Raw genomic sequence first — 18,644 nt, forward strand, 5'->3', positions numbered from 1 at the left:
GAGAAGAGTTGCATGATAAATCCGGATATGATTAAGACAATCGCACCGCCTAGACGATTTCCCATTTGCGCGAATGCAATGAGTTCCATCCGTTTTGAGGCAGATAGGACAGCGACATTTCCGGTACCGCCCATTGAGTTGTTACAAAAACCTGCCGTGATAGAAGCTTCGACTGGATAAAGGCCAAAAAGACGACCGACAAAGCCTGCTACAACAGAAATACTGATAACACTCACTAGACATAGCACCACAAACTGCCAAGTCAATGAAGCAACTAAGACATTTAAGTTTAATAAAGCCATCCCTATACCGGCTAATACAGCAGCAGTTAAGTTTTTGACTACTAATTGGTTGAACATCACTGCAGCATCCTCGTAGTATTTTGGTAAGATGTTAAAGACTTTACACAATACTACGATAATAATCATGAAGGCATAGGCATGAACTTTGGGTGCAAAGTAATTAGCGATCTGGCCTAACATGAAAAAGGACATAGCAACCATTAAGCCCACACCAAATTGTGGGATATTCAATTTCAATTCACGAGCAGAGGCATCGCCCAGGCTACCCGTTTTGACTAATTTACCTTGACCAGAGAAACCAGGTTTTGATTCACCTGCTCGAGCAAGCAAGGCTGCTCCAATAATAGCTAATACATTGGTCATAGCTGTCGCTGGAATTAAACGTGAAATCACTTGTGATGCATCAGTGCCTAAGACATGCGCATAGATAGAAGACAATGGCACCGCACCCGCACCAACTCCACCAGCCATCGCTGGGAGTGAAATATATAGGACCGAATTACCAAAGCCATTACCAATTAACATCCCCACAAAACCAACTGCAAAGAATGAGCTAACCATCGCAATTAACGCCACTGGAATAAAGCGAACAGATGCTTTAATAAGTGTGTCCCGATCCATTCCTAAAATACTACCAGTAATCAATGCGGCAATATAAAAATCTAAAAAGCCCATGTTGTTAATAAAATTAGATGTATCTTGTAACACCGCATGCGGCAAAATGTTAAATGTTGCCAACGCCGCAGAAGCAAAAATTGCAAAGACAGAACCACCACCTAGGTAGCTTTTGATGATTGGAATTTTATTTCCTAAGAAATGGAACAAATTCCCAAAAATCACCAAGACAGCCAATGGTCCCAAAATGCCTTTAGGTAATTTTCCTAAAGCCATGGTAACAATTAAAATAAGCACGATCAGCAAATACAGTGGCAAGGAGATACCGGTGATCTTCGTTGACCAAAAACTGTTTTTTTGCGTTGTTTCCGCAGTTCCCTCTTTTTCGTGTGACACTTGTTTCCATCCCTTTCAATGAGGGGCGGCCAAAAACAGTTGCCTGCTTTTGGCTCCTCAAATTCTTTCTTATTGGTTTTGTTCTTCGTAAGTTGGTGTCCATTTTGCTGCTTGGACTGCTTCGTGAACATCTTTGATTTCTTCACGATTTAGTTTTTGATCAACGACAGATTGGGCAACAACTTCTGCGATTGTTTCAGAGAATTTTGTGATTTTGCTGATTGGAGGCAAGATAGCTGCGCCTGGTTTTGTTACATCGACAATACCACCAAGAGCGCGGCTCGCTTTAGAGATGATTTCTGCATTGACACGAGTTGCAGTCGATGCAATCAAGCCTAAGCCAAGTCCTGGATACATCAACGCGTTGTTTGCTTGACCAATTTGGTAAGTCACGCCATTGTACTCAACGTCGCTGGCTGGAATACCTGTACCAACTAATGCTTTCCCATCGGTCCAAGCAATTAAATCAGCTGCTTTTGCTTCGGCCAATTTTGTTGGGTTCGATAATGGCATAATGATTGGACGAGGTGTGTGGCTAGCCATTTCTTTAACGATAGCTTCCGTAAATGTACCTGGTTGAGTAGATGTACCAATCATGATTGTTGGGTGGATTGCACGAACAACTGCTTCTAAGCTTGTTAATTCTTCGCTTGCTTCAAATTCTGCACGTTTTCTAGCAAATGGAATTTGGCCAGGAGTCAATCCTTCTGTATCTTCAAATAAAAGACCTTGTTTGTCGACTTGGTAGAAATGTTTTCTTGCTTCTTCAGCTGGTACTCCTTGACGAATCATTTCATCCAGTAAAATATTGGCAATCCCTACACCTGCCGTACCTGCACCATAAGTTAAGATAGTTTGATCTTTTAATTCTTCATTAGAAATATTTAAACCACCTAACACACCAGCTAATACAACAATCCCAGTTCCTTGAATGTCATCATTGAATGTAGTAATTTTGTCTTCGTAGTTTGAAAGAATGTTAGCTGCATTGCCACGACCGAAGTCTTCCCAGTGAAGCAATAATTCAGGGAATAATGTTGTGCTTGCTTCTACAAATTGATCAATAAAGTCATAGTAACGGTCTCCTTCGACACGTTCATGACGGTTACCTAAATAAAGTGGGTTCGCTAATAATTCTTTATTATTTGTTCCGGCATCGATTGAAACTGGCAACACTTGTGCTGGATTAATTCCTGCAGCGGCTGTGTACACCATTAATTTACCAATCGCGATATCAACACCATTGACACCCCAGTCACCCATACCTAAGATTCCTTCAGCATCTGTCGCAACGATCAGACGAATGTCACGGCCATCTGCAGCGTTAAGTAAGCTTTCTTTAATATCTTCAGGACGATCAATTGATAAGAACGCTGCGTCTTGTGGTTTTAAAAATAGTTCATTGTATTGTTCGATTGAATCTGCAACAACTGGATCATACACGATAGGCATAAATTCTACCAAATGTTCGTCCATTAATTTGAAGAATAATGTACGATTTGTATTAAACAAATTCATCAAGAAGATACGTTTTTCTAAATTTGATGGTTTGCTTAAAAATTGATTATAAGCTTGTGTCGTTTGTTCTGCTAATGTTTGCACTGTAGAAGGTAACATACCAGTCAATTTGTATGCCTTTCTTTCTTCGGCTGTAAAAGCTGTCCCTTTATTTAAAAATGGGTTGTTTAAGCGATTTAATCCTGTTAACATGTGAAATTCCTCCTAAATTGTTTTTGACATATGCAGTATAGTACCTGCGATTTGATATAGTCAAAACCACGAGTTATAATAAATTTTATTTATATGTAAGAGAAGGTGCTAGCATCATGAACCTAAAAGATTTGGAATACTTTCATCATTTAGTTAAATTGACAAGCTTTACCAAAGTCGCGCAATTGTTACACGTCAGCCAGCCGACCATCACCTATGCCGTGAAGCGACTTGAAGAAGAACTACAGACACAATTGATCATTCGCGATCAAACACATCACGCCATCCAGATTACTGAATCAGGCAAGCTTTTGGATGCACACATTGCTGTTGTCTTGAATGAACTAAAGACTGCTCGCGTCAAAATTCATCGCCTTCAAAATCAAAAAATTGTGCTTGGCTTGCCGCCAATTATTGGCAATCACTATTTCCCTAAAATTTCAGTTGATCTTTTGCAAAAAAAAGTCATGGATCAAGTGACGATTGTCAGTGGTGGCTCACAAGACATGCTACAACTACTAAAAGATGGCCGCGTCGATATGGCTCTTATTGGCTCTTTAAACAAAATTGTCCATGCACACTTAGTCGCTAAAGTCTTGACCAGTAAGCCTTTCATGATTGTCGTTAGTCCTCGTCATCCACTCGCACAGAAGCAATCGGTCTCATTTGCTGAATTGACAGAAGAAAATTTCGTGCTTTTCAATGAACACTATGTCCATGCGGTGGCTTTTGAGCAACTGTCCGACCAAGTCTCGTTTCAGCCAAAAATTTTATATAAAACCGATGACCTCAATATTTTAAAAGGCATGCTGAAAGAACAAATCGGCATCGGCTTTTTGACTGAAATTGCCTTAGATCAAACCGATGACCTTGTCGCCATCCCTCTTTCGGATTCTGTTCAACCACGTTTTTATATTTCATTGGTGCAATCAGAAAATATCTTGCTGACCAGTATCCAAGAAAAAATCGCCACCACAGTCGAAACCTTTGCATTTTAAGGTTATGACAATTACGTTTTGCTCCGAGCGATAAGCTTGAAAAGTCCGAAAATTGCCCCTCAAATTTTTGAGGATTTTTGACTTATTGTATAGTGAGTTGCTAAATGTAAAAATCCAGAACACCCAAAAAGTTTGCGACACAACTTCCGGATGTTCTGGCTTTTTGTATGTAGCTAAATCATTCTGTCTCAACCTCTTTTAGAGCCCAATCACTTTCAACGCCTGATCTAAATCAGCAATCAAGTCGGCGACATCTTCTAAACCAACACTAAAACGAATAAACCCGTTTTGAAATTGCGGTGGGTAAAGTCTAATGCGTTCATCATAAGATGGCTGCGGAAAAATTAGGCTTTCATCATGTCCTAATGACACCGCGAAGGTAATAATCTTTAAAGCGGCGCAAAAGCGCTCGACCGTTTTATCATCGGCATCAATACCAAATGAGATGACACCACCAAAGCCATTCTGCATTTGCTTTTTGGCAGTCTCATAACCTGGATTGTTCTTTAATCCCGGATATGAGACAAAGGTCACACCTTGTCTTTGTTCCAACCACTGAGCAAGCTGCAATGTTGTCGTATTGATTCGCTCCATCCTCATCGGAAAAGTCGACGCTCCTCTAAAAATTTGCCACGCATTAAATGGACTGATGATTGCTCCAACATTGACCTGTGCCTCATAGCGTATTCTATCCATCTCAGCTAAGTTATTTGAAAAGATAGCTCCTCCTTGTGCATCGCCATGACCATTAATGAATTTGGTCAGCGACTCCACGACAAAATCTGCTCCCAGTGCCAATGGATGTTGATTGTATGGTGATGCGAAGGTATTATCCACCGATAATAAGGCCCCATGCGTATGGGCAATTTCAGCGATTGCGGCAATATCCGTCACACCATTCACTGGATTATCAGGCGTTTCAATATGGATCAAACGAGTCCCGTCTTTGACTACTTTTTCTACAGCAGCTAGGTCAGTCATATCAACCATCTCTGTCTGCACACCAAATTTTTCTCGAAATAACTCATGAAACAAACGATACACAGCCATATAACTCACCTTAGGATAGACGACATGGTCACCCGTCTTTAATAGTGTCCAAAATAAAGCATGCAATGCCCCAACACCACTTCCCAGGACAATGGCATCATCTGCTCCGTGCAATGACGCCACTTTTTGCTCGAGCCATTGCTGATTGGGATTGCCATTACGAGAATACATTAGTAGATCCGTTGAGGAATAATTTACTTGCGATAAGTCATCCGGCAATTTAAAACTATTCGCCATATGCAATGGTCGGCGGACAGCACCCGTCTCTTGATCGTAGCCATTCCCTGTATGGACTGCTCGCGTATTTATCCCATATTCCTGAAAATCATCTTCTTTTTTTGCCATTGCGTTCCCCTCTTTTCTGATTGCAGCTATCAATTGTTGCTACCGATTGTAGCATTCACTTTTTCTGTTGGGTAATAGTTAAAGTTGATTGCCAAATAATAAAACCTACTTTTTTGCAAAAAAAGTAAACTGAGCTCTCGCTCAGTTACTTATGCAACATTTAAAATCCACATGAATCCTACAAAGACGAAGAACAAAGCATACATGACTGGTGAAACTTCTTTGCCACGTTTTGCAGCAATCATCGTGATTGGATAAAAGATAAATCCTAAGGCGATACCATCAGAAATACTATATGTTAACGGCATACCCAAGAGAATTAAAAAGGCGGGAATCGCAATCTCCATTGATTCCCAATGAATGTTTTTCAATGACTGCGCCATTAAGACACCCACGACTATCAAGGCCGGTGCAGTGACTTGTGACGTCACGACGGATAATAGCGGAGAAAAGAACAAACTCAAAAGAAACAGAATGCCTGTCATCACAGCCGTCAGACCTGATCGTCCGCCAACAGCTATACCAGAAGAAGATTCGACATAGGCCCCGACTGGCGAAGTACCAAATAACGAGCCTGCTAACATCGCAGTAGAATCAGCTGCTAGAGCTTTACCTACCCGAGGCATTTGATTATCTTTTATAAAACCAGCTTGATTAGCCAGACCAACAAGGGTACCTGCCGTATCAAAAAAGGTCACAAGTAAAAAAGTCAGCACGACAACCCATAGCTGTACACTGTTAATATCTCCAACGTGCTTTAGTGCGACGAAAAAGGTAGGCTTTAAACTTGGTGCAGCCGACATGATTTGTGTCGGAGCTTGAATCAAGCCGGTCAATAATCCGAGTACAGTCGTTGCGACCATCCCAATAAAGACACCACCGGGAACTTTGCGAATCATCAAAATGGCGGTCACCGTCAAGCCAAAAATGGTCAACCACGTCGTCCCCACACTCAACGATCCTAGTCCAACTAATGTCGAATCATTGGCAACAATAATTCCACCTTCATTCAATCCTAGAAAAGCGATAAATAGTCCAATCCCACCAGAGATAGCAAATTTTAAATCAGTCGGAATCGCTTGAATAATTAATTCTCGTAACTTAAAAATAGTGATAAAAATAAACAATACCGAAGCAATAAAAACACCAGCTAGAGCGGTCTCCCATGGTACGCCCATCCCTACACATACTGAATAAGCGAAAAAGGCATTGATTCCTAATGCCGGAGCCGTTGCAATCGGGTATTTGGCATAGACACCCATTAAAATACTTCCTAAGGCACTGGCCAAGGCGGTCGCCGTAAATACAGCGCCTTGATCCATTCCTGAAGCTCCTAGCACGCTAGGATTTACAAACAAAATATACGCCATTGAAATAAACGTCGTAAAACCTGCTAAGACTTCCGTTCGTACCGTCGTGTGTAACGATTGTAACTCAAAATAATGTGACACTTTTTCTTTCATTCTCATCCTCCAACTACCTTCTTTTCTAAAAAAACTTTCCATTGCCGCGTATATCATAGCGTAATCTGTTAAGCCTGTAAACCTCTACAAACAAAGAGAGTGTGACAAACATCTGTCACACTCTTTTAACTATGAATTAACGGTGGTCAAAGGCACCTCTTTCATCAATATGTCTGAAATGCTCAAAAATTGGTCATTCAATTTTTGGCATTTCCGAACATATTGCTCAGAGCTAATCGCCTTTGACTTATCCTCTATTAACGGTGGTCAAAGGCACCTCTTTCATCAATATGTCTGAAATGCTCAAAAATTGGTCATTCAATTTTTGGCATTTCCGAACATATTGCTCAGAGCTAATCGCCTTTGACTCATCCTTCGTTTAGCACTGAGGAAAGCAGTGCGACGAAGTATTCGACTGCTGGATAGAGTGCTTTGTCATCGACTATAAAGCGTGGGTCGTGGAGTTCGTACGGTCCACCTGACCCAATCATTACAAAACAGCCCGGAATTTCTTCTTGATAATACGCAAAGTCTTCCCCAATAGCCATCTCAGGAATCACTCGCGTATCATAGCCGACTGATTTAGAGACGTCTAAAGCTAAGTCCGTCCACTCTTTGTCATTCATCACTGATGGACAATTGCCAAACCATTCCAACTCGATATCGACTTCATTTGTTACCGCGATTCCTTCTAAAATCGTCCGAATACGTTTTTCGGCTAATGCACGATTTTCTCGGCTAAATGTCCGCACAGTTCCTTCTAACATCGCTTCTTCTGGAATCACGTTCCACGTATTCCCGCTATGAATTTGAGTGATGCTGACTACCGCATGTGAGTCTGGCGTCAAATTCCGACTAATAATTGTTTGGAACGCTTGAACGATTTGAGAGACCACAATAATCGGATCTTTTCCTTCATTCGGCTTCGCTCCATGTGCGCCGGCTCCTTTGACAGTGATAACAAAGCGATCGACTGCCGCAGTGAGCGCACCGCTTTTCGTACCTAATGCTCCGACTGGTAAAGATGGATCATTATGGAAGCCAAAGATGGCGGAAACATCGCTCAAGACACCCGCTTCAATGACCGAGCGTGCTCCGACACCCGTCTCTTCTGCTGGTTGGAAAAGAACGATCAACGTACCGGCTAAGTCAGCTTTTTTTTCATTTAATTTAAGAGTGGCGCCGAGAATGACGGAAATATGAAAATCGTGACCACATGCATGCATCACGCCAGGGTTCTCTGAGACATATTCGACACCTGATTTTTCTATAATTGGTAAAGCATCAATATCTGAGCGTAACGCAACTGTCGGCCCAGGCTTGCCACCTTCAATCCGTGCAAAGACACCGGTCGGCAAATCAACTGGTAACACTTCGACATCATGCTCTTCTAGGACATGTCGGATTTTTTCCGTCGTCTTGAATTCTTGGTTGGATAGTTCAGGATGACGGTGCAATTCACGGCGATGATTAATTAAAAATTCTTCTAAATTCGTTAATTGACTCATTTCATTCGCTCCTTTTTAGACTTGAGGTGTAGTATGGACTTGACTTAAAAACTGGCGCAAGCGAGGATTGCTTGAATCAGCAAACACTTCATCAGGTGTTCCTTCAACAATCAACTCGCCATCTTCCATAAAAATAATGCGATCGGCCACTTCACGTGCAAATTGCATTTCGTGTGTGACAATCACCATTGTCATGCTTTGTGTTGCCAATTCACGAATAACTTGCAATACTTCATTCACCAATTCCGGATCCAACGCTGAGGTCGGTTCATCAAACAACAAAGCATATGGATGCACCGCTAAGGCTCGGGCAATGCTGACCCGTTGCTGTTGACCACCTGATAGTGTAATCGGGTATTGCTGTGCTTGATCAGCTAAGCCGACTCGTTGCAACAACTCTAAGCCCCGTGCATTGGCTTCGCTTTTTTTCATTTTTTTATTGGCGATGAGTGACTCCGTAACATTTTGGAGTGCTGTTTTGTTACGAAATAGATTATAGTGTTGGAAGACCATCGCTGTCTCTTGCCGCAAGCTATACGCCTCTTTGCGACTGATTTTGCTTGTATCTACTTGTCGATCGTTGACGGTGATATGGCCACTATTGGGGCTTTCTAGTAGGTTCAAGCATCGTAACAAGGTTGACTTTCCTGAACCAGAAGGACCAATGATTGCGACCACTTCACCTGTCTCTATCAACAAATTAATATTTTTTAAGACATGTTTGTCGCCAAAATATTTTTCTAGTTGGTTGATTTCTATCATATGTATACTCCTATCGTACGTATGGTTTACTCAAGGCTTTCTCTACTAGTCGTTGGAAGAAAGAGTAAATAATAATTAAGCCCCAATAGACTAACCCCACGACTAAATACGTTTCAAAAAATCGTAACGAAGCTGCGGCTAACATTTTCCCCTCTGCAAATAGCTCGGTAATTCCTAGAGTAAACGCCAATGAACTTTCTTTGATCAAAGAAATAAAGGTATTTCCTGTCGCGGGTAAGGCATTCACAGCTGCCTGCGGTAAAATGATACGCGTATAGATTTTGACTTTCTTCATCCCTACAGCTAATCCTGCTTCCATCTGCCCTTTATCGACCGATCCAAGTGCCGCCCGGAAAATTTCAGCCAGATAGGAAGACTCCTTCAAGCTAAAGCCGATAATCGCAGCTTGGCTAGCTTGTAGATTAGACATTTCTGGGAAAATCTGCGGCAAGCCATAGTAAATAATAAATAATTGAACCAAAGTTGGCATGCCCCGAAACAATGAAATGTACAGCGTTGCAAATTGCGTAAGTCCGGGGATTTCACTGCGCTTTAACAGCGCAATGACTAACCCGATAATCACCGCAAAAAACATCGAAATAATCGAAAGCATTAAGGTTGTCGGTACATAAGAGACGATGGAAGGAAAGACTTCCAACATATAGTTCACATCAAATTTCATAGTAACCTCCGTTACTTGGTTTCTTCTGTAATATCTTCACCAAAGTATTTTTCTGATAGTTCTTTTAATTTGCCAGATTCACGTAATTTTTTGATTTCTGTTGAAAATTCTTTCGCTAACTTACTACCTACTTCCGTTTTTGCAAATGGGAAGCTTACTGATTCATAGGCAATTGGGTCACCTACATATTTTAGAGCCAGATTGCTCTTTTTGATTTCAGCCGCTAAGATTGGACGAGAGTTGATGTAGCCATCGACACGATTATTCACTGCATCTTGCAATGCACCATCACGTGTTTCGTACGTACGGATCGTAATATCGCCATTTTTATCATAGGCTTGCAAGTTTTTTAAGTTGTTTGATCCTAAGACCCCAGCGACCGTTTTTCCTTTTAAGTCGTCTAATGAGTTAATATCAGTATTTTTGGTGCTTGTTACGATTTGGGCACCATAGTAACTATATGGATCAGCGAAGTTGTAGGTTTCTTTTCGTTCATCCGTCATCGCTACAGCATTGGCTACCGTGTCTAATTTTCCTGATTCAAGTTGCGCCATGAGTCCACTAAAGTCGGTCGTTGTCCACTCTACCTTGTAGCCTAAATCTTTGGCAATGGTTTCTAAGACTTCCACATCAAAGCCGACTAGTTTATCGTTTTCTTTGTACCCGTTCGGATAACTTTGACCCGTGCTACCGACTTTTAAGACTTTCTCTTCACTGGTCGTGCTACTTGATGAATCACTAGAATTGTTGCTTGAAGAGCAAGCTGAAAAGACCACCAATGCTGCTGCCAAACTGATTATATAACCAAAACGTTTTTTCATATTTCTATTCCCCTTTATAATTTTTTTCAAAATAGATCGTCACATGCTGTTTGTTCGGTAATTGTACCTGATCAAACGCTTCAAAACCTAATTGCTCGTACATTTTTTTCAACCAAGGATGGGTACTCGCCGTCCCTAATGTAACTCTAGGCGTGCGCAATTGCTGGATTAATACTTCTTGCTCCAACTGATGGAACAGCTTCTTTGCATAGCCTCGCCCTTTATAGTTAGGATGAGTAACAATGCGGCCGATATGTGGCACACCGCTCGGCCCTGGCAAGTTCCCCCACGGCATTCGTAACGATACCGCACTGACCAAGACGGTCTCTTCATATAGTCCATAAGTAGGATGGTTGCTTAGCCACTCTTTCGCCTCAGCTTCATCTGTGTCCGCAGCATCAAAACTAATCGGATACTGCTTCACGCTTTGATAGCCTTCATGAAGCACCTCATAGTACTGACGGTACTCACTGGGCGGAATCAATCGAAATTCTGTCATCCCTTAACCTTCCTTCAAAAAGCCTTTTGTTTGCCATGCCGCCAAGACTTCATCTACTTTGTCTGCACATAAGCCCGTGTATTGTGTCGGATCTAGCCATTGTTCAACTTCCGCTCGAGCGTATGTGTCAGCGATGGCTGCTTGTTCGAATAACGTATCAATAAATGGTCGCTCTTCTTCAAATGACGTCATCGCACATTCATAGACTAAGTGATGTGCCGTTTGTTTGCCTAGTTTTTGCCCGACTTCAAACATGACTTTTTCAGATAGCAATAGACCATGTTGCTTTTCTAGATTCCGGGCCATGACTGCTTCTTTGACTTGTAATCCATCCAAGACATTCGCTAAAATCGCTAATTGCGCGGATACATACGCATTCATCTCAGGCAATGCGACCCATTCTTGTCGCCAAGACATCGCATCACGCTCATGCTCAACGTGCATGGATTCATGGATTAAAGCCACACTCTTTAAGACTGGTGGTGTTAGACTAGCCAATCCTTCAAAGGCTGCTGGATTGCGCTTATGAGGCATGGTTGATGAACCAATCTTGCCTTTTGAAAAAGGTTCTTCAATTTCATTGATTTCCGTGCGCATCAAGTTGTAAAATTCGTTGCCAATTTTCCCTAAGGTAGCACTAATCAAACCAATGACTGAAGCATACTCAGAAAAACGGTCACGGCTAGATTGCCAGCCAATGGTTGGAGCATTCAAGTCTAGAATTGCCAGTGTTTGGCGTTCCACTTCGCTTCCTTTTGGTCCAAAGCTTGCGTATGACCCCACCGCACCGTTGATATTGCCAGTAAAGACACGCTCTTTTATTTCGTGCAGGCGTTCAAGATGACGACCAAATTCATCCACCCAAATCGCTAGTTTGTAGCCAAACGTAATCGGTAAAGCTTGCATACCATGCGTCCGTCCAACCATAGGGACGTTTTGGTAGTGCTTTGCCAGTTTTGCCAATTTTTCAAATACGACTTGCGTATCACGCAGAACAATGTTGTAGGCATCCTTTAACTGTAAGACCGTCCCTGTGTCAACGATATCTTGCGTTGTCGCACCATAATGGACGAATTCCCCCTCGTCTCCGGCTGCCGCTTGCAAGGCATTGATGGTCGGCATCAATGAATGTTTCAAGACTGCTACTTGTTCAGCAATTGCTGCAATATCAAAGGTTGTCTCTTTTGCTACTTTGGCAATTTTTTTCGCTGCCTCTTTGGGAATTAAGCCTAACTCACCCTCAGCTTGAGCCAAGGCTGCTTCCACGGCTAGTTGCTTGGTAATTCGTGCTTCATCATTCCAAATAGCGCGCATCTCAGCAGTACTAAAATTGTTTCGTAACATAACTAAATCAATTACGTGTGATCCCATTGTTTACACTCCTTTATGAATCCATGCCAGTAACTCAGTCATGGATGTTTCCGTGAATCGTTTCATAATTTTTTGGTAATCTTCGGTATTTATCGTTGGATTGCTTTTTGCTAATTTTACTAATACTTCTTCTTTCGTCAAAGGATTTTGAGGTGAACCTTTCGGATGTGTGACACAGGCTGTCAGTACTTGACCATTTTTTAACGTCACGCTAAGTTCTGTTCCTTGACCAGTCGCTGCTTTACGGTAGCGGCGTGTCACGCAAGTCAAGCCTTGCTTCACATCTGGTGTTAATGACTTTTTCGAAAATGCCTCAGCCTCATACGAACGACCCATCAAGCCAAGCCATGCGACATACTCCCCACTAAAGCGCCCTTGCTCACCGGTCTCTGGTCGGTGATGTATCAAGGCTGCATCGCGACCGTGATCAAAGATTAATGCCACGTCTTGCACCTGTTTATCCTGTAACTCTTTATACAGCTGCTCAGCGGCATCAGCAATGCCCATTGCAGCTGAACAAAATGGGTATCGCTTCATCCAAAGACCCGGCTCACTTATTGCCCAAGTCTGTGGTGCTTCTCTGTCACTCACAGACGCTAGCTCTACATTTGGTGCCAGCGTTGCTAAGAAGCCTTGTGGATGAAAGAGAAAGTCCGTCTGAGCAGGAAAGCCAGCCTTGACTAATAATATACTGTCGACCGCATTGCGCGCAGCGAAGCCAGCATGCATCGGCTTAATTGGCGTGCCAAATGACATCCGTAACCCAGCTGCTTGCGTCGCTGCGATGCTCATCGCTTGGCACTGCTCATCAAGTGAGAGCTGCAAAAGCTTCGCTAATGACCCAGTAGCAGCCATGCCGCCTAGTGTGCTCGTATTATGCCATCCTTGCTCATAGTGCGTCGGATTCACCAATTTACCAAGCTGCGCCATCAGCTCAATCCCATAGATATAACTCTCTAGAAATAAACACCCCGATGTCGTCGGCTCAGCAAGGGCAAATAAAGCAGATAAGATCACCGCACTCGGATGGCCACGCACCTCGCTATGGACATCATCCATATCTAACAAATGCGTCTGCAGCCCATTATACAAGGCCGCAAAGCTCGCACTCGCCGTCGCCTCTCTACCAATAATTAGCGAATCCCCCTCACCGTATCCCAATGCTTGGATGAGCTGCGTCATTTCCTGTTCATCTTTCGCTGAAAAGTTAGCAGCTAAATAATCTGTAATACCTAGCTTTGCCCGCTCATATTCAGCTGCGGTAAAAGGAGCAGCGTTTTTATTAAATTTTGACATATACTGTTTGGTTCGATTCATTTCTGCCTCCTTGTTGCGAAAAAAAAAGCCCTTCCAGAAAATTCTGGAAGGGCGACATATCGCGGTACCACCTTCGTTTGATTACTCGGTCAAATCCATGTAATGAATTCTACTGCTATAACAGGCAGATCTGTTGCTCGCTAACCATTCGCAAACAAACGCTCTGAGACCATTTTCTAAGTCGCTGCTTTACTTGTTTTCAGCTAACCAAGCTCTCTAAAAAAACAGTGCCTTATACTCTTCTCTTCCTCGCGTAACTATTCAATTTCAGACATTATAAGATTTATCTATCGCAAATACAATTTCTTCCGCGATACATATCCTCTATACCCAATTGTCTTTTTAGTCAGAATATTTCAAAAAATGTGGAACACCAACAACACGAAGCAGTAAAAATGACTATCACGCGCTCATCCTCGTAAAGCAAACTTTGCACCAGAAGACATTTATTCTTTTTAAAGCGCTTTACATCAATCTTCACTATCTACTTGCATCCTCTTATCACCAGACTGAAGTGAATGGATACTGTTTAAAAAGACAACTGAAATGTCATTGACTTTTGTTAATTACTTTCGTAGACTGAAATTACATAAATAATATGAATTTTCTGACAAAAAAGGATGGATGCCATGACAAACGAAATAGCTAAGCAATTAATAGTAGCAAACTAATATTTTTGTCTCAAGCATTGATTACATGACATCGCTCAGAAGGCGTCTTCTTCGATGGAATGTTTTTTTATACCCAATTTTACTAAATCCTAACTCAGGATCTGGAAGGAAGAAACCTGCGATGAAAACCGTCAATATGATTGCTGCCTTTGTAAATAAATATCTAATCTATATCATGATTGTTTTAATGATTCTCGCCTACTTCATGCCGCAACCATTCTTATGGATACCACCACGGATCACCAATTTACTAAGTATTATTATGTTTTGTATGGGCATGACCTTAAATTTTAATGCTTTTAAGATGGTAGCCATACAGCCTAAAGCCTTTATCATTGGTCTTTTATTTCAATTTACGATTAGTCCACTTGTCGCATACGCTCTGGCTCAGTTATTCGGTCTGTCATCTGACTTAGTCATCGGCTTTGTCCTACTTGGCTCAGTATCTGGTGGCACCGCTAGCAATGTCATGACCTTCATTGGAAAAGGCGATGTTGCACTGACCGTATCAATGACGACTATCTCAACTCTACTAGCAACGCTCGTCACACCCTTTTTGACCTACTTGCTAGCAGGAAAATATACCGACATCTCATTTGTTCAGATGCTACTTTCCGTCTTGCAAATGGTCTTACTACCAATTATTTTAGGTGTAATTGTCCATCGTTTGATGCATCACTACATCGATCGCTGGCTTCAAACTTTTGTCTTAATCTCTTCGGTCAGTATTCTCTTGATTGTCGCAGGAACAGTCGCCAAAAACGGTGCCGTGATCGTTCAATCTGGCTTGATTGTGATCTTACTTGTATTGCTTCACAACCTAATCGGCTATGGTGCAGGCTATGGCCTTAGTAGGATGCTCGGCGTGAGTGCCAAACAAGCCAAGTCCATCATGTTTCAATTAGGCATGAAGAATACTGGTCTGGCGATTTCATTAGCCAATGCTCACTTTGCGACGATCGCAGCAGCTGTGACCCCTGCCGCAGTCGGTATGGTCATTCATCAAATCACTGGTCCAATCTTAGCCAATCTCGTATCAAAGAAAGAAGGAAACTAATATGAGGCAAACAACTTTTTTACCAAACTACACTATCGGCACAGATGCGTACGATGCCATCAATGAAATCGTCAAAGCATACGGCACAAAAGCCGTCATGATTGGCGGAAAAACAGCCCTTCAAAAAGCTGAATCAAAAATCAAAGCCAACTTGACGAATGAAGTGACTGTCATTGACACGCTTTGGTATGGCGGGAACTCTACATATGAGAATGTCGACCAACTACTCCAAACTCCCAGTGTCCAAGAAGCAGATGTGCTCTTTGCAGTGGGTGGCGGACGAGTTTGCGATACTGTCAAAGTCGTCGCAGACAAAATAGGCAAACCAGTCTTTACCTTCCCGACAATCGGGTCTAACTGTTCACCTGTGACTGCGGTCTGCGTGATTTATAAAGAAAGTGGCGAGATGCAAGGATTATTTTTCCCGACCAAGCCGCCGACACATTCCTTTATCGATACTGCTATCATTGCCCAAGCCCCCGACAAATATTTATGGGCCGGCATAGGCGATGCTTTATCCAAAGAAATCGAATCTAGCTTCTCCGCGCGCGGCGATCAATTAAACTATACCGATGGCTTAGGCATTCAGATTGGTAAAATGTGTACTGAACGCTTACTCACATATGGGACGCAGGCATTGAAAGATAGTGCGAATAATCTTCCTTCCTATGCCATCGAACAAGTAGTCTCAGATATCATTGTAACTACTGGACTCGTATCGGTCTTAGTCATTAATGATTACAACTCAGCCTTGGCACACTCATTTTATTACGGTACGACCGTTTTAGAAAAAATGGAGGACTACCTCCACGGAGCTTCTGTCAGCTATGGCGTATTAGCTTTGCTAAAACTCGATCAACAAGACGCCTTGTTTGAACGCATCTATCGCTTCATGCAAGAAAACAAACTACCCGTATCACTAGACGAAATGAACTTAAATACTACAACCGATTTGGATGCGATTTTGGATAAAGCGATGACAACCAACGACATCGTCCACGTACCATACGAAATTACTCGCGAAATGTTTAAAGAGGCCATCTTAGCAGTCGAAGCATACCAATAAAAAGAAGACCATAAAATCCAGAAGTTGCTGCTCAAAATTTTGGATTTTATGGTCTCTTTGTTGTGGATCATTCCGTCTCATTTTTTTACCATAAACAAATGATTCAAAAAAGAAATCGATCATTTTTTTGTATATACTTTCTTAGAAAAATAGTTACTCCTTGGTAGACTGACAATCGCTAAGACAAGACCAACAGCGATGTCATTAAATAGGACTGTAACTAACAATAAAATCAAAGCAGAAATAAACAAATTGATAAAAAACTGTACTCAATTTACATCACATAGGTTGGATTTGAAAAAAATTAAATAAAAAAAGAGAGTACCAAAACACCAACTATTCAAGATTTGTCTAAAACAACACTATTTGGCAAAGAGTCGTTTTATTTTAGCAGTAGCTATTCGTTCTCACTTAACCATTCTTCCAATTTTTCATTAAAATCTATAACCCTCACGTTTGAGGTTTTCTTTGCAAGTTCAGCAATCCGTTTCGGCTGATCATCTTTATTCAAATCCACAAGAAGATTTTCATAAGAATCAAATCGAGCTACATCGCCTGATTCCAATTCGTTCAGCGCTTGCGCCACATGACCGTCCTCATAACTATGAATCAAAAAACCGTCAGTTTTATCGTCTGCATAGTCAATTAATTCTCTCATTGATTGACCTAGCAAAAAATTTTTCTTAGCCATCTTTTTTTCAATCAAACTCGCTCCTTTAGAGATCACTCGTTTTAAATTCAGTGTAACCTTCATAGTAATAACTAGCGTCAATTCCTTTGAAAAACATCTCATGATCGTTGATTTTATCGGTCAAAGCGCCTTTCAGCAATTCTTTGATTTGAAGATCGCTGACTGGACTAAGGATCATCGCCGTCAGATATTCGTCTTTATCAACTAAATTCCAGTCCACAACTTTCTGCAAGTTCGCTTTTAAAATTTGATCGAACCAAATTCTAGTGGCACGTCCATTACCTTCTCTGAAGGGGTGTGCGACGTTCATTTCAACGTATTTTCCGATAATATCATCATACTCTTTTTGGGGCATTTTTTCGATTTGCGACAACGCCTGCTTCAGATAAACGATCGGCGCAAACCGAAATTGACCTTTCGCCAAATCGACTGTCCGGATCTGCCCTGCAAAAGGATAGATATCTTGAAAAAGATAGCCATGAATTTGTGATAAGCCTTTGAAGGTTCCGATTTCAAACGCATCAATCATGCCTACTTCCACAAGTTCCTTCGCACGAACCTTACTTAATTTTTCTTCGGCTTTCGCCAGTTCCGCTTGGTTGTCTATTCCAAGTAAATTTTCTAGTACAGCCAAATCCCTTCACCTCTTCACTCTATAGGTTTCCTAGTACTATTATTTCATTTTTTGACTGTTTTTAACAGTCTTATTTCTTTCCACGACTCTTACGATTTGCTGCATAACTTCATTCAATAGTTTTGCTTGTGGAGTGTTAGAATCATTGCTTATAAGCGTGGATAGGCTACAATAAACTAGACAGAAAAGATAAGGTGTGTAAACTATAAGAAAACACACTGGAGGAATCATTTTATGTCGCAAAGAAGAGAAAGCAGAACCTATACGCAAGAATTTAAACAACAAATGGTCGATTTACTAAACTCTGGAAAACCAAGAGCCGACATCATCAGAGAATATGAACTAACACCATCGTCTTTTGACAAATGGGTCCGTCAGGCAAAAAAGACAGGTTCATTCAAAGAAGCCGATAATCTGACCCCAACGGAAAAAGAGCTTATAGCCTTACGCAAACAAAACCAACAACTTGAGATGGAGAATGATAGTTTAAAGCAAGCTGCGCTGATATTCGGACGAAAAGACAAGTAATTGATGCCAATAAGCACAAATACTCCATATCAGCGATGTGCAAATTGTTAAACATCTCCCGTCAGACGTATTACTACAAAACAAGGGAAAAGCCTAGTGGAGCTGCGCTTGAAGAGGCCGTAACAGAAGAATTCGATATCCTTCTTCCTTAAAAAATA

At 41.7% G+C, this 18,644-nt stretch carries 16 protein-coding genes, 1 pseudogene and 1 other annotated feature; of the genes and pseudogenes, 4 read left to right on the top strand and 13 right to left on the bottom strand.

What is annotated here, in order from left to right; genetic code table 11:
• On the bottom strand, positions 1 to 1,313 hold a 1,313-nt coding region (locus tag HMPREF9088_RS01925; protein ID WP_007207426.1), incomplete at its 3' end, for a 2-hydroxycarboxylate transporter family protein.
• Positions 1,314 to 1,382: 69 nt separating this feature from the next.
• A complete protein-coding gene (locus HMPREF9088_RS01930; protein ID WP_007207427.1) occupies positions 1,383 to 3,023 on the bottom strand; it encodes a malolactic enzyme in 1,641 nt (546 codons plus the stop codon).
• Positions 3,024 to 3,139: 116 nt separating this feature from the next.
• Here HMPREF9088_RS01930 and HMPREF9088_RS01935 point away from each other — a divergent pair, with 116 nt between their 5' ends.
• Positions 3,140 to 4,021 (top strand): LysR family transcriptional regulator, encoded by an 882-nt coding sequence (locus HMPREF9088_RS01935; protein WP_007207428.1) that lies wholly within the window; start codon positions 3,140 to 3,142, stop codon positions 4,019 to 4,021.
• Positions 4,022 to 4,219: 198 nt separating this feature from the next.
• Here the strand turns inward: HMPREF9088_RS01935 and HMPREF9088_RS01940 are convergent, their stop codons facing one another.
• The 9 genes from HMPREF9088_RS01940 to HMPREF9088_RS01980 all read right to left on the bottom strand — a co-directional run bounded on the left by HMPREF9088_RS01940 (position 4,220) and on the right by HMPREF9088_RS01980 (position 13,839).
• Entirely contained in the window at positions 4,220 to 5,416 is a 1,197-nt protein-coding gene (locus tag HMPREF9088_RS01940; protein ID WP_040366091.1) for a trans-sulfuration enzyme family protein, read from the bottom strand.
• Between the two features lie 149 nt (positions 5,417 to 5,565).
• Positions 5,566 to 6,879: an NCS2 family permease gene (locus HMPREF9088_RS01945; protein WP_040366093.1), complete on the bottom strand. Its 1,314-nt coding sequence runs from the start codon at positions 6,877 to 6,879 to the stop codon at positions 5,566 to 5,568.
• A 368-nt stretch (positions 6,880 to 7,247) separates the two neighbouring features.
• Positions 7,248 to 8,387, bottom strand: coding sequence for an amidohydrolase (locus tag HMPREF9088_RS01950; RefSeq protein WP_007207431.1), 1,140 nt, complete (start codon positions 8,385 to 8,387; stop codon positions 7,248 to 7,250).
• A 15-nt stretch (positions 8,388 to 8,402) separates the two neighbouring features.
• Positions 8,403 to 9,149: an amino acid ABC transporter ATP-binding protein gene (locus tag HMPREF9088_RS01955; protein ID WP_007207432.1), complete on the bottom strand. Its 747-nt coding sequence runs from the start codon at positions 9,147 to 9,149 to the stop codon at positions 8,403 to 8,405.
• 10 nt (positions 9,150 to 9,159) lie between these two features.
• A complete protein-coding gene (locus HMPREF9088_RS01960; protein WP_007207433.1) occupies positions 9,160 to 9,831 on the bottom strand; it encodes an amino acid ABC transporter permease in 672 nt (223 codons plus the stop codon).
• Between the two features lie 11 nt (positions 9,832 to 9,842).
• Positions 9,843 to 10,652, bottom strand: coding sequence for an amino acid ABC transporter substrate-binding protein (locus HMPREF9088_RS01965; protein WP_007207434.1), 810 nt, complete (start codon positions 10,650 to 10,652; stop codon positions 9,843 to 9,845).
• Positions 10,653 to 10,656: 4 nt separating this feature from the next.
• Positions 10,657 to 11,151 carry a GNAT family N-acetyltransferase gene (locus HMPREF9088_RS01970; protein WP_007207435.1) on the bottom strand — a complete coding sequence of 165 codons (495 nt, stop codon included), beginning with the start codon at positions 11,149 to 11,151 and terminating at the stop codon, positions 10,657 to 10,659.
• Positions 11,152 to 11,154: 3 nt separating this feature from the next.
• Complete coding sequence (gene purB / locus HMPREF9088_RS01975) at positions 11,155 to 12,522, bottom strand: adenylosuccinate lyase (RefSeq protein ID WP_007207436.1); 1,368 nt, start codon at positions 12,520 to 12,522, stop codon at positions 11,155 to 11,157.
• Between the two features lie 3 nt (positions 12,523 to 12,525).
• The gene (locus HMPREF9088_RS01980) at positions 12,526 to 13,839 is read right to left on the bottom strand and encodes an MmgE/PrpD family protein (RefSeq protein WP_007207437.1); all 1,314 of its coding nucleotides are present in this window, start codon (positions 13,837 to 13,839) and stop codon (positions 12,526 to 12,528) included.
• Positions 13,840 to 13,883: 44 nt separating this feature from the next.
• Positions 13,884 to 14,098 (bottom strand) — a binding site (T-box leader).
• A gap of 533 nt (positions 14,099 to 14,631) precedes the next feature.
• On the opposite strand from HMPREF9088_RS01980, the gene HMPREF9088_RS01985 reads away from it, so the two are divergent.
• Positions 14,632 to 15,567: a bile acid:sodium symporter family protein gene (locus HMPREF9088_RS01985; protein ID WP_071859031.1), complete on the top strand. Its 936-nt coding sequence runs from the start codon at positions 14,632 to 14,634 to the stop codon at positions 15,565 to 15,567.
• A gap of 1 nt (position 15,568) precedes the next feature.
• A complete protein-coding gene (locus HMPREF9088_RS01990) occupies positions 15,569 to 16,633 on the top strand; it encodes an iron-containing alcohol dehydrogenase family protein (protein WP_007207439.1) in 1,065 nt (354 codons plus the stop codon).
• A 397-nt stretch (positions 16,634 to 17,030) separates the two neighbouring features.
• On the opposite strand, the gene HMPREF9088_RS01995 is transcribed toward HMPREF9088_RS01990, so the two are convergent.
• Entirely contained in the window at positions 17,031 to 17,339 is a 309-nt protein-coding gene (locus HMPREF9088_RS01995; protein WP_040366095.1) for a hypothetical protein, read from the bottom strand.
• Between the two features lie 10 nt (positions 17,340 to 17,349).
• Positions 17,350 to 17,958 carry a protein adenylyltransferase Fic gene (gene fic, locus HMPREF9088_RS02000; RefSeq protein WP_007207442.1) on the bottom strand — a complete coding sequence of 203 codons (609 nt, stop codon included), beginning with the start codon at positions 17,956 to 17,958 and terminating at the stop codon, positions 17,350 to 17,352.
• 234 nt (positions 17,959 to 18,192) lie between these two features.
• Between fic and HMPREF9088_RS02005 the strand changes: the two are divergent.
• A pseudogene (locus HMPREF9088_RS02005) lies at positions 18,193 to 18,620 on the top strand (transposase); the annotation flags it as partial.
• Between the last annotated feature and the right edge of the window lie 24 nt (positions 18,621 to 18,644).

The organism is Enterococcus italicus DSM 15952, from assembly GCF_000185365.1.
GTDB lineage: Bacteria > Bacillota > Bacilli > Lactobacillales > Enterococcaceae > Enterococcus_G > Enterococcus_G italicus.